The 11,314-nt window shown below is 63.4% G+C and carries 11 protein-coding genes and 1 pseudogene; 2 read left to right on the top strand and 10 right to left on the bottom strand.

Translation table 11 applies throughout. The features are described 5' to 3' along the window. Positions 1-19: 19 nt before the first annotated feature. The 3 genes from phoB to H146_RS18100 all read right to left on the bottom strand — a co-directional run bounded on the left by phoB (position 20) and on the right by H146_RS18100 (position 2,318). Positions 20-706 (bottom strand): phosphate regulon transcriptional regulator PhoB, encoded by a 687-nt coding sequence (gene phoB / locus H146_RS0101225; protein WP_019950025.1) that lies wholly within the window; start codon positions 704-706, stop codon positions 20-22. Positions 707-867: 161 nt separating this feature from the next. Further along, complete coding sequence (ubiA, locus tag H146_RS0101220; protein WP_019950024.1) at positions 868-1,737, bottom strand: 4-hydroxybenzoate octaprenyltransferase; 870 nt, start codon at positions 1,735-1,737, stop codon at positions 868-870. Next, complete coding sequence (locus H146_RS18100; RefSeq protein WP_019950023.1) at positions 1,737-2,318, bottom strand: chorismate--pyruvate lyase family protein; 582 nt, start codon at positions 2,316-2,318, stop codon at positions 1,737-1,739. The genes ubiA and H146_RS18100 overlap by 1 nt, the downstream gene beginning before the upstream one ends. 304 nt (positions 2,319-2,622) lie before the next feature. On the opposite strand from H146_RS18100, the pseudogene H146_RS0101210 reads away from it, so the two are divergent. After that, positions 2,623-2,901: pseudogene (locus H146_RS0101210) on the top strand (HU family DNA-binding protein); the annotation flags it as partial. Between the two features lie 174 nt (positions 2,902-3,075). Here H146_RS0101210 and trpA read toward each other — a convergent pair. Then, positions 3,076-3,888, bottom strand: a complete 813-nt coding sequence (trpA, locus tag H146_RS0101205) for a tryptophan synthase subunit alpha (protein ID WP_019950021.1) — start codon at positions 3,886-3,888, stop codon at positions 3,076-3,078. Further along, positions 3,888-5,225 (bottom strand): tryptophan synthase subunit beta, encoded by a 1,338-nt coding sequence (gene trpB / locus H146_RS0101200; protein ID WP_019950020.1) that lies wholly within the window; start codon positions 5,223-5,225, stop codon positions 3,888-3,890. The genes trpA and trpB overlap by 1 nt, the downstream gene beginning before the upstream one ends. Before the next feature lie 104 nt (positions 5,226-5,329). Between trpB and H146_RS0101195 the strand changes: the two genes are divergently transcribed. Further along, on the top strand, positions 5,330-6,232 hold the full coding sequence (locus H146_RS0101195; protein ID WP_019950019.1) for a LysR family transcriptional regulator: 903 nt from the start codon (positions 5,330-5,332) through the stop codon (positions 6,230-6,232). 21 nt (positions 6,233-6,253) lie between these two features. Here the strand turns inward: H146_RS0101195 and H146_RS18095 are convergent, their stop codons facing one another. The 5 genes from H146_RS18095 to nanR all read right to left on the bottom strand — a co-directional run bounded on the left by H146_RS18095 (position 6,254) and on the right by nanR (position 11,052). Further along, positions 6,254-7,096 carry an oxygenase MpaB family protein gene (locus H146_RS18095; protein WP_019950018.1) on the bottom strand — a complete coding sequence of 281 codons (843 nt, stop codon included), beginning with the start codon at positions 7,094-7,096 and terminating at the stop codon, positions 6,254-6,256. A 170-nt stretch (positions 7,097-7,266) separates the two neighbouring features. Next, positions 7,267-8,544 (bottom strand): TRAP transporter large permease, encoded by a 1,278-nt coding sequence (locus tag H146_RS0101185; protein WP_019950017.1) that lies wholly within the window; start codon positions 8,542-8,544, stop codon positions 7,267-7,269. Further along, positions 8,541-9,032 carry a TRAP transporter small permease gene (locus tag H146_RS18090; RefSeq protein WP_019950016.1) on the bottom strand — a complete coding sequence of 164 codons (492 nt, stop codon included), beginning with the start codon at positions 9,030-9,032 and terminating at the stop codon, positions 8,541-8,543. Before H146_RS18090 ends, H146_RS0101185 begins: the two co-directional genes overlap by 4 nt. Before the next feature lie 65 nt (positions 9,033-9,097). Continuing rightward, the gene (locus H146_RS0101175) at positions 9,098-10,072 is read right to left on the bottom strand and encodes a TRAP transporter substrate-binding protein (RefSeq protein WP_019950015.1); all 975 of its coding nucleotides are present in this window, start codon (positions 10,070-10,072) and stop codon (positions 9,098-9,100) included. Positions 10,073-10,332: 260 nt separating this feature from the next. Beyond that, positions 10,333-11,052, bottom strand: coding sequence for a transcriptional regulator NanR (gene nanR / locus H146_RS0101170; protein WP_019950014.1), 720 nt, complete (start codon positions 11,050-11,052; stop codon positions 10,333-10,335). Positions 11,053-11,314 lie beyond the last annotated feature (262 nt).

The following is an 11,314-nucleotide window of genomic DNA, read 5'->3' as shown; positions in this document are numbered from 1 at the left end:
CACCCGATGGCGATACGAACTACTGGCGGGCCGAAAAGCGATAGCCGGTGCCGCGCACCGTCTGCACCAGATGCTGGTGTGGCTCGCCCAGTACCTTGCGCAGCCGGCGGATATGCACGTCGACGGTGCGCTCCTCGACGTAGACATTGCCCCCCCACACCTGATCGAGCAGCTGAGTGCGGGTGTAGGCGCGCTCCTGATGGGTCATGAAAAACTGCAGCAGGCGGTACTCGGTGGGACCGATCTCCAGCGGTTTACCGTCGATACTGACGCGATGGCTGACCGGGTCGAGCTGCAGGCCGTTGACCTCCACCTGCTCCTCGACGCCAACCGGCGTGGTGCGGCGCAGTACCGCCTTGAGGCGCGCAATCAGCTCGCGCGGCGAGAAGGGCTTGGTGATGTAGTCATCGGCGCCGCTCTCCAGCCCCTGCACCTTGTTGTCCTCCTCGGTACGCGCGGTGAGCAGGATGATGGGAATATCGCGCGTCGTTGACTCCCGCTTGAGCCGCCGCGCCAGGTCGATACCGCTGACGCCGGGCAGCATCCAGTCGAGCAGGATCAGATCGGGACGCTCGTCGACCACTCTGGCATGGGCGGACTGGGCGTCCTCGGCTTCCAGAATGCGAAAATCGGCCATCTCCAGCGCCATCGCAATCATCTCGCGAATCGGCGCCTCATCGTCGACTATCAGGATGGTTCTGGACATCTATGACGGTTCCCTGCCGGTAGGAAATGCGGCGGCTGTTATCCTGCGCGCCTGCCGGCGCCCGCACGGCGGCCACCCCGAAGGCGCTACCATTCAACCCCTACGATATTACATTTTCATGAACAGCGCCGCCGCATGGCCTTCGCGGCCGCCCCGGCGTGTCACTGCGGCCAGCTGGCCAGCGCCACCCCGGCGAACAGCACAATGCCCACCCAGTGATTGTTGAGAAAGGCGCGAAAGCAGCCCTCGCGGGAACGCTGGCGGCACAGATACTGCTGCCAGGCGAATATGACCGCAATCGCCCCCAGCGCCACCCAGTAAAAACCACCGAGGCCGGCGCTCTGACCCACCACCGCCAGCAGCAGCAGGGTCATGACCTGCAGCGCGGCCTGGAGGAGCAGATCGAAGCGACCGAACAGCACCGCCGTGGAGCGAATGCCGATCTTCACATCGTCGTCGCGGTCGACCATCGCATACCAGGTGTCATACACCAGCGTCCAGGCGATATTGGCGAAAAACAGCCACCAGGCCACCGCCGGCACCGCCTGCTGCTCGGCGCCGAAGGCCATCGGAATGCTCCAGCCGAAGGCCGCGCCCAGCACCACCTGCGGGAAGTGGGTATAGCGCTTCATGAAGGGGTAGCAGATCGCCAGCGCCGCGCCGCCCAGCGACAGGACGATGGTGAACAGGTTGGTGAAGCAGACCAGCACGAAGGCGATCACCAGCAGCGCCGCGAACAGCGTCAGTGCCTCGCGCTCGCTGATCCGGCCAGTGGCCAGCGGGCGGTCGTGGGTGCGCTGCACGTGGGCGTCGAAGTGGCGGTCGGCGTAGTCGTTGATCACGCAGCCGGCAGCGCGCATGACGTAGACACCGGCGACGAAGATGAGCAGATTGCGCCGTTCGGGCAGGCCGTCGGCAGCCAGCCACAGCGCTGCCAGGGTGGGCCACATCAGAAGCCAGGTGCCGATCGGCCGGTCCAGCCGGGCAAGACGCAGAAAATCGGGCAGTCGGGCGAGAGGCGAGGACGTCATCATGGCTCCTGTCGGTCACAGGCCCCCAGTCTAACCGAAGGCGGGGCCTCGGCGCTGTCTGTCAGCGCACTCGAAAAATACTCCTGCACCAGTAACTGCCGAGCGCCCGGCAGGGTGAACAGCGAACGACGTGCGGGCAGCGCGGGCAGGCCCGCAAAGCCGGGGCGGGCGTGGGTGGCCTCGATCGCCGAGCGCGTCACCCGCGACTTGCCCGCCCCGCGCAGGCGGTGCGAGAAGAGTTGATGGCCCAGCGCCCGGTTACCGATACCCGCAAGCCACGGCGAGCGGTCATCGAGCGCCGCCACCGAACGGGCCGCTACCAGCGTCCGGCCCTCGGCCTCGAGCGTCACCTCACGGCGCCACACCAGCCGGCCGGCGGCCAGCCCCAGCGCTGCCAGTTCGTCAGGGCGGCCGCGCGCCACGCCCTGGGCGTGGATACGTACCCTTATGGTGGCACCGGCCACGCTTTCGAGGCGGGCGGTAAGGGAGTCCCGCGAACGTATCAGCGACGCCGGCAGCGCCCCGCGATAGAGGGCGACCGGGTACCAGCGAGGGGGAAGCGTGACGGCATCCATGGGCATCATACGGTCTGGACGTGGGGCGCGAATCAGTGTGCCCGACGAGCCTATTGGCTTTGTCGTGCCATGGCAATCGTGCGGTGAGAAGCGCCATTATGCAGTTTTGGCTGGCGTTGGGGGCCCCGGCGTTGCTAGTCTGCACCGGTCGAACAGTGTTCACTCCATCGACACGGGGCCAATGGGGCTTCCCGGCAGCCCTGTGGAGGAATAACCTCGGCCTTTCGCAAGGCAGTATGCAAAGTTGCTATAACAGAAGTTGCTATAACAAGGGGCGGCCCGACAAACGTCATCAGCCCAATCAGGAGGCGTTATGCGCAAACCAGAACTCGCCGCGGCCATTGCCGAGCAGGCGGATCTTTCCAAGGACAAGGCAGGTCAGGTTCTCAACGTCGTCCTCGACGAGATTACCCGCAGTGTTTCCCGCGGTGAGGATGTCACCCTGATCGGTTTCGGAACCTTCACCGTTCGCGAGCGCGCCGCTCGCACCGGCAAGAACCCGCAGACCGGCAAGGAGATCGACATCCCGGCCAGCCGCAACGTGGCCTTCAAGGCCGGCAAGGGCCTGAAGGACGCTGTCTCGAAATAAGACAGACTATCTCTGTCCGCCCAGCGGGCGGGCAGCCGCCGACCTCTCTTGAGAACGCTCGGCACCTTTTCGTTGCTTGTAAAAATCACCGGCTGCCCCAGGGGGCAGCCGGTGCTGTTGGGTACGCCGCTTTTGATGCCGCCGGCGCCCGGTGTCACGGGTGTCCGGTGGCGCTCAGCCTCGCGCGCTACGCACGCCGCCGGCCAGTTCGCGGGTCAGCTCATGAACCGCGCGGGTACCGGCGTCACTGCTGTCGGCTTTGTCGATACAGTCGACCAGCGCCGAGCCCACCACCACCGCATCGGCGAAGCGGCCAATGGCGGCGGCCTGGTCGGCACTGCGAATACCAAAGCCCACCGCCACCGGCAACCGGCTTTTCTCGCGAATGCGGCCGATGGCGTGTTCGACCTCATCCGGAGTGGGCGCCCGGCCACCGGTCACGCCGGCCACCGAGACGTAGTAGATAAAGCCGGAGCTGTTCTCCAGCACCCGCGGCAGGCGTCGCTCATCGGTGGTGGGCGTCGCCAGGCGAACAAAGTCGAGCCCCGCGGCCATCGCCGGCGAACACAGCTCGCGGTCGTGCTCGGGGGGCAGGTCGACCACGATCAGGCCGTCGATACCGGCCTCCGAGGCGTCCTTTAAAAAGGCCTCGACGCCGTAGCGGTAGATGGGGTTGTAGTAGCCCATCAGTACGATCGGCGTGTCCTGATCGTGCTGGCGAAACTCGCGCACCATCTGCAGCGTTTTGCGCTGGTTCTGACCGGCGCGCAGGGCGCGCTGGCCGGCCTTCTGGATAGCAGGGCCGTCGGCCATCGGGTCGGTGAAGGGCATGCCCAGCTCGATGATGTCGGCCCCCGCCTCGGGCAACCCCCTGAGGGTGGCCAGCGAGGCCTCATAGTTCGGATCGCCGGCGATGGTGAAGGTCACCAGCGCCGCGCGGTTTTCCTCTTTGAGCGCTTCGAAGCGGCGGCTGATACGTGTCGCCATTATTCGCTCTCCCCGGTCTTTTTTGCGACGTCGTGCGGCGGCTGCATGTCATCCACGCTGCCCGGCTCGGCCGCCGCCACGGTGGTATCGGGCAGCTTGTCGGTATCACCGTGCTCCTCGAGCCAGTTGGCAACGCTGGCCATGTCCTTGTCACCGCGCCCGCTCATGTTAAGCACCACGATATGATCGTGCGGCAGGTCGCCGGCGATTTTCGCAAGGTGCGCCAGCGAGTGGGCCGACTCCAGCGCCGGGATAATGCCCTCCAGCTCGCAGCACAGCTTGAACGCCTCGATCGCCTCGCGGTCGGTGACGGCGACGTAATTGACCCGCTTCTGGACGTGTAGCCAGGCGTGCTCGGGACCGATACCGGGGTAGTCGAGCCCCGCCGACACCGAATGAGCATCGATGATCTGGCCGTCATCGCTCTGCAGCAGGAAGGTGCGGTTGCCGTGCAGCACTCCCGGCTGGCCGCCGTTGAGGCTGGCGGCATGCTCGCCGGTTTCGATGCCGTGCCCGGCGGCCTCGACGCCGATCATCTGTACCGATTCGTCGTCCAGCATGGGATGAAAGAGCCCCATGGCGTTGGAGCCGCCGCCGATACAGGCCATCAGGGTGTCCGGCAGGCGCCCTTCGCGCTCCAGCATCTGGGCGCGGGTTTCGCGGCCGATCACCGACTGGAAGTCGCGCACCAGCGCCGGATAGGGGTGCGGGCCGGCCACCGTGCCGATCAGGTAGAAAGTGGAGTCGACGTTGGTCACCCAGTCGCGCAGCGCCTCGTTCATGGCGTCCTTGAGGGTGCCGGTACCGGACTCGACCGGAATCACCTCGGCGCCCAACAGCTTCATGCGAAAAACGTTGGGCTGCTGGCGCTCGATATCGGTGGCGCCCATGTAGATCACGCAATCCATGCCGAAGCGCGCCGCCACGGTGGCGGTGGCCACGCCGTGCATGCCGGCGCCGGTCTCGGCGATGATGCGCTTCTTGCCCATCTTGCGCGCCAGCAGAATCTGGCCGATGCAGTTGTTGATCTTGTGCGCGCCGGTGTGGTTCAAATCCTCGCGCTTGAAGTAGATCTTCGCACCGCCGAACGCTTCGGTGAGCCGCTCGGCGTAGTAGAGCGGCGTGGCACGGCCGATGAAGTCGCGCTGATACTCGGCCAGCTCGCGGCGGAAGTTCTCATCGGTGCGCGACCACTCCCACGCCTGCTCGAGTTCGAGAATCAGCGGCATCAGGGTTTCGGCGACGAAGCGGCCGCCAAAATCGCCGTAGAAACCGTCGGCGTCGGGACCGGCGGTGAAACGCCCTTTGGTGAACTGCTCGGCAAGTGTCGAGGACATGGGGACTCTCCTGTACAACAGGTTCCGAATGATGCCGCCATCCTGGCACTCCCCGGGGCGCAAAAAAATCGATAAAATCGCGCAAAAGATTGAGGAAAACTCACATGAGCACGCCCCGTTCACTGCCGCCTCTTAACGCCCTGCGCGCCTTCGAGGCTACCGCACGGCTGGGCAGCGTCACTGCCGCCGCCGAGGAACTGAGCGTCACCCATGGCGCGGTGAGCCGCCAGATTCGTGCGCTGGAGGCACACTTCGCCACCACGCTTTTTGACCGCGCCGGGCGCGGCCTGGTGCTCACTCGTCACGGCCGCCGGCTGCACGCCGGAGTGGGCGACGCCTTCACCGCGCTGAGCGAGAGCTGCCACGGGCTGGCCGCCGAGATCGAGGGCGCGCCCTTCACCCTCGCCTGCCCCGGCAGCCTGCTGGCGCGCTGGCTGATCCCGCGCCTCGACCGGCTGCAGCGGGCGCTACCCGAGCTGCGCCTCAACGTTTTCGCCAGCGAGGGCGGGCTCGACCCCGGACGCGACGACGTCAGCGCTTCGCTCGCCTTTATTTCGCCGCCCTGGCCGGCCGGCATGCGGGTAATCGAGCTGGCCGAGGAGACCATCGGAGCCGTCGCCACCCCCACGATCACCGCGCCGCTGGAAGGTCGCCCGCCCGCAGCGCTGTTCGACGCTACCCTGCTGGATACCACCTCGCGCCCCCAGGCCTGGCCGCAGTGGGCCGCGGCGATGGGGCTCGACGACGAGCAGCTGGCCCGGGCACGCCGTGAGGGTCAGAGTTTCGAGCACCTCTACTACCTGCTGGAAGCGGCGCTGGCCGGACTGGGCATGGCGATCGCACCGCGACTGGTGATCGCCGGCGAACTGGCCAGCGGTCGGCTGATCGCTCCCTGGGGATTTGTCGATACCGGCGCAAGGCTCTGCTTGCAGATGCCCCGGGAGAGCGCCGAGCGCGGCGGCGAGCAGCTGGCGCAGTGGCTCAGGGAGGAACTGGCAACATCATGACGCGGGCGGTGGCATACGGCGTCAGCGTTTGGCCTGCAGCCGCTCCAGTGCACGACGATAGGCGCCGCTGCGCACTGCACGGCTGACCAGCGGCATGGCGCCCTTGATACCGGCACGCACCGCCTGGCGCTGAAGGTTCGACATGCGCAAATCGAGCATCTGCGCCGCCCAATCGGGCAACAGATCGATACCGGCGCGCATGTAGAGCGCCCCGGCAGGGCGCAGCAGCAGATTGCGCGGCGGCGCCTCGAGCAGCACCCGCACCACGTCACGCGTGCGCTCGTCACACACCAGCTCGCCGCGCATGTGGTGCAGGTAGTCATCCACCGCCGCGCGGCTGTCGGGCACGTTGCGTGCACCGAGTGCCTCGGCAATGCAGGCGGTCTCGAAGAAGTAGCGGTCCTGTTCGGCGCGGCTCAGGCCGGAGTTGCGGTAGCGCAGCTGGCCCGCCATGAAGCGGCTCATCTCGGCGACGTGAACCCACACCAGCAGATCGGGGTCGGCGGCGGCATAGGGGCGACCATCGGCGGCGTGACCGCGCACCTGCGCATGCACCCGACGCACCCGATCGATCGCCTGCTCGGCCTGCTCGAAGGTGCCAAAGCTGGTGGTGGCGATAAAATCACTGGTGCGGCGCAGGCGGCCGATCATATCGCGGCGAAAACCGGAGTGGTCCCATATGCCCGCCAGCGCCAGTGGATGCAGCATCTGCAAGAGGAGCGCACTGATGCCACCGCACATCATCGGTGTGAAATCGCCGTGGATGTTCCTGACCAGACCGTCACGGGGAAAGGGGCCCGGGTTTTCGTGGCTGCGCGTCTCGCCGAGACGCTGCACCATGGCATCGCGCAGGTAGGTGGTCATTGCGTCAGGTGAGGGCAGCCGAAGATCGAAGAGGTTCGCAAGCTTTCAGTATAGAGAAAATCGGATAACGCAGAGTACTACATCTGCCCGTAACGCCCCGCCGTCTTGCCCCGAACCCGCGCTGTCCGGGCGAATGCAAGCTCGGCAAGAGGCATGGAACCGCGTGAGAGTCAGGTGCCGAGAAGCTGATTCAGCCCCAGCGACAGCATGGGAACATAGGTGATCAGCAACAACGCTGTCAACATGCAAGCGATAGGCAACATAAGAGGCAAGAAGAGACGCTGAACCGGAATGCCGGCTACTGAGGCGGCGGCAAACATGTTGACCCCCAGCGGCGGGGTGAACATGCCCAGTGCAAGATTAACCACCATGATGACACCGAAATGCACAGGGTTAATACCGAATCCGACAGCCACCGGTGTCAATATGGGTGCCAGCACTAGAATGGCGGCGGCGGTCTCGACAAACATTCCGACGAAAAGCAGCAGAATATTTACACCCAGCAGAAAGGTTAGTGCCGAACCCAGATATATCTCGGCCCAGTTGCCGATAGCGGCAGGCAGATCGGAAAGGCTGATCAGAAAGCTGAAAAGAGAGGCAGCCGAAATGATCAGCATGACTACACCGGAAGCCACCGCCGCTTCGCGAAAGAGTTCGGGCAGGTCCCGGAGACGGATCCGACGGTAGACAAAAAGGCCAAGAGTCAGCGCATAGACGACCGATACGGCAGCGGCCTCGGTCGGTGTAAAAATCCCACCATATATGCCGCCGATGATAATGATCGGCATCAGAAGCGCCCAGAATGCGTCGCGAGTGCTCTGCCAGAGTGGCCTGCGACCTTCGCCATCGCGAAGACCATGCCCCTTGAGGCGACACCAGACCTGCACCATGAGCAGCAGGCTTAACACAACCAGCAGACCCGGCCCCAATCCGGCCATGAAAAGCTGGGTGATCGAGGTTTCGGTAGATACGGCGTACAGAATAAGCGGTACCGATGGCGGAATGATGACCCCCAGTCCAGCTGCCGAGGCCTGAATCGATGCGGCTAATGTGTTCGGATAACCGTATCGCGCCATGGCAGGAATCAAAATGCTACCGACCGCAAAGGTTGTGGCCACCGAGGAGCCGGATATCGCGGCAAATACCATACAGGTCAGTACACAGGAGCAGGCCAACCCCCCCTGTATCCCCCCGGCCAAGGCACGCGCAAACTCGACCAGACGATGTGAAATGCCGCCATGGGTCATGATAACGCCCGCCAAGATGAAAAAAGGCACGGCCATCAGCGGGAAGCTGTCCAGCCCGGTGAACATCTTCTGTGGCACCACCATCAGGGGCAGCGGTGAGGCGAAGGTGATCGACAGGACTGCAGCCAGCGCGATCGATACCGCAACCGGTACGGAGATGGCGAACAGGACAAGCAGAGAAAGCGACAGCAGCACGTTCATTCAGAATTTCCTCGGGCGTCTTCACGCTCCGCCTGCAACTGACGCAGCAGGACGCCGGGGATCGCCGTCAGCGCTCCTGCCGGCAGCGCCGCGTAGAAGTAGCTCATGGAGAACCCCAGCATGGCGATACGCTGGGAGGCGACCCTTTCCGTCATGGCCCAGCCCTGCCAGACCAGCACCAACAGAAAAATCAAAATCAGCAGGGTGACCAGCCGCAGGACCATTATCTGCCCCTGCGCCGGCAACTTTTCACGCAGAAAATCGATGGGGATCATCGCTCCCTGTCGAAAGCCGGCCCCTGCGACCAGAAAGGTGGACCAGATAATAATGCCGCGCGCCGTGACCTCCGACCAGACGGCAGCATCACCCAACACAAAACGCGTCACCACCTGAAAAAACACCAGCGCCGTTGCTATTGCCAGCAGTGCCGCCGCTAGATTGTGGGCCAGCCGTACGGCGGCTTCCCCTACGCGCTCAAGAAAAGACATGATGCGAACTCTCCGCTGACCGAGGCCTCGCCAAGCGCCGGGGCCCATGGCATTGATCGGCATGTTTACTGCTGAGCGGCGCGAATGCGCTCGATTAGTTCAGGGGCATAGCGCTCGGCGTACTGATCGTACACAGGCTGAACCGCCGCTTCGAAGGCCTGCTTATCGACCTCTTCCACCACCGACATACCGTTGGCCTTCATCTCTTCGATACCCGCCTGTTCGTTATTGGCAACGGTCTGCCGGGAGGCCTCAGCGGCGGCCCGGGCGGCTTCACGGAACCACGCCTGCTCTTCTTCATTGAGCCGGTTCCAGTGAATCTCGGACATCACCACCGCTGCCGGCGAGTAGGCATGCCCGGTGAGCGTGGCGTATTGCTGGATCTCCCACATGTTGTTGGCGGTGATAATCGGTATGGGATTTTCCTGTCCATCGATCGTGCCCTGCTGCAGTGAAGTCAGCACCTCTGTCCAACTCATTGGCGTAGGGGAGGCGCCCAACGCTCTGAACGCGGCGATGTGCACTTCGTTTTCCATGGTGCGCAGCTTCAGCCCTTGGAAATCCTCGGGATCTTCAATCGGCCGCACCGAGTTGGTGACGTGACGAAATCCGTTTTCCGCCCAAGCCAGGCCGATCAGACCGGCCGGCTGGAAAGCCTCCAGAATATCCTGGCCGATGTTGCCATCAAGCACCTTGTGGGCGCTTTCATAGCTTTTGAACAGAAACGGAAAATCCAGCGCATAGACTTCCGGCACAAAGTTACCGATCGGTCCGGTGGAAGAGATCGAAAGCTCCACGGTACCGATCTGCATACCCTCTACCACATCACGCTCGCCCCCCAACGCTCCGGAGGGCTTGATAGAGATCCGGATCTCCCCGTCTGATAGCGATTCGATCCTGTCGGCGAAGGCACGCCCCGCGTCACCGTAGTGGGAGTCCAACGGCGGCGTGAAGGCAAGATTCATATTGCGCTGTGCGAGGACGTTGCCGGCCAGGGTGGCGCCAGTCAGCACTGTGATCAATAGAGCGATCTTTTTCATGGGTTCCTCCAGAGACAGGAATAAAAGCGGGGTTCGCTTTATTTCGTGCGCATTTTTCAAAGCACCGAGCACGAAGAGGTATGATGAGGTGATGATGACCCTTCGCGATATTACCCATGGGTCTTATAGCCACTGGTCGTACACAGAAATCGAGAGAGTCTGTCTCGAACACCCTATCGATCGGGACCGTCCGGCAATGGCGGCAGCCATGGAACGATCCTCTCAGGCGAGCAAAAAAACGGGCGGGCGCGTACCGGCGGTCAGCGCTGAGCCGGACGAAGTCGGTAGAGCTCGCTGGCCCGGGTCAGATGGTTGCCCATGGCCCGTGCAGCGCCCTCTACGTCGTGCAATGACAGATAGCGGGTGATTTCGCGATGCTCGCGAAGGGTGACATCTTCCGCGCCCTGAAAGCTGACAATCGCCACATGATAGTCCTTGAGCCAGTGCAGCATACCCCTCGCGGCGGCGGCGAAGATGGGATTGCCGGTCATGTCAGCAATGGCGTAATGAAATGCCATGTCGCTTGCGATGAAGTCGGCCCCGGTCTGCTGGCGCTCCATGTCATTGATCAAATTCTCAAGATGGGCGATATCTTCCGGCGTCGACCTAGCCGCGGCCATGCGCACCATGCCGGTTTCGAAGAAAAGTCGCGCCTGTACCAAGTGGTCGATATTTTCCGTCGAGGCAGAGAGCAGTAAACGGGCCGTGGCGTCAAAACGGTCAATCATGGCACTAACGGTGAGCGAACTCACGCGGGCCCGCTCTCCATGCGAGATGGTAATCAGCCCCATCGACGCCAGACTCTGCATAGCCTCCCGTACGGCAGGCCGGCCCACACCGAACTGCGCCATCAACTCGCGCTCCGGCGGCAATTGGTCGCCCGGTTGCAGGGCGCCACTGCGCAGTTGATCAAGTAGACGATCCAGCACCTCGTCAGACAGTTTGCGGCGCCGAATGGGTTCGTTGGGTGTCGCATCCATACTGTTGTCCCGCTATTGGCAATCCCACCATTGTGCCACGAACGGATACTTCGTCCTCCCCCTTGCGCTTTTGGCGGCATACATTGCTGCGTCCTGCATATCGACGTGCACGAAAGTGCTCAGGCGGTCCTCATACAGAGGTTGTATTGCTTTATTGGTATGATGACATGATGATCAATCTGGAAAAGCAGGGATATCTCGCCCCGGTTGTCGGAAAACGCCTCCGGAGTTGCGATATTCGGCACCATGACAGTGGAGAGCA

This window comes from Kushneria aurantia DSM 21353 (genome assembly GCF_000382245.1).
Lineage (GTDB): Bacteria > Pseudomonadota > Gammaproteobacteria > Pseudomonadales > Halomonadaceae > Kushneria > Kushneria aurantia.
The sequence above is the reverse complement of the archived record's forward strand: the minus strand, read 5'-3'. Positions and strand labels throughout refer to the sequence as shown.

Bases quoted from the DNA above. Each gene is read 5' to 3' on its own strand.
- H146_RS18090 (WP_019950016.1), bottom strand. From the start codon at position 9,032: ATGTCTTTTCTTGAGCGCGTAGGGGAAGCCGCCGTACGGCTGGCCCAC.
- trpB (WP_019950020.1), bottom strand. From the start codon at position 5,225: ATGTCCTCGACACTTGCCGAGCAGTTCACCAAAGGGCGTTTCACCGCC.
- ubiA (WP_019950024.1), bottom strand. From the start codon at position 1,737: ATGACGTCCTCGCCTCTCGCCCGACTGCCCGATTTTCTGCGTCTTGCC.
- phoB (WP_019950025.1), bottom strand. From the start codon at position 706: ATGTCCAGAACCATCCTGATAGTCGACGATGAGGCGCCGATTCGCGAG.
- H146_RS0101185 (WP_019950017.1), bottom strand. From the start codon at position 8,544: ATGAACGTGCTGCTGTCGCTTTCTCTGCTTGTCCTGTTCGCCATCTCC.
- H146_RS0101175 (WP_019950015.1), bottom strand. From the start codon at position 10,072: ATGAAAAAGATCGCTCTATTGATCACAGTGCTGACTGGCGCCACCCTG.
- H146_RS0101195 (WP_019950019.1), top strand. From the start codon at position 5,330: ATGAGCACGCCCCGTTCACTGCCGCCTCTTAACGCCCTGCGCGCCTTC.
- trpA (WP_019950021.1), bottom strand. From the start codon at position 3,888: ATGGCGACACGTATCAGCCGCCGCTTCGAAGCGCTCAAAGAGGAAAAC.
- H146_RS18100 (WP_019950023.1), bottom strand. From the start codon at position 2,318: ATGCCCATGGATGCCGTCACGCTTCCCCCTCGCTGGTACCCGGTCGCC.
- H146_RS18095 (WP_019950018.1), bottom strand. From the start codon at position 7,096: ATGACCACCTACCTGCGCGATGCCATGGTGCAGCGTCTCGGCGAGACG.
- nanR (WP_019950014.1), bottom strand. From the start codon at position 11,052: ATGGATGCGACACCCAACGAACCCATTCGGCGCCGCAAACTGTCTGAC.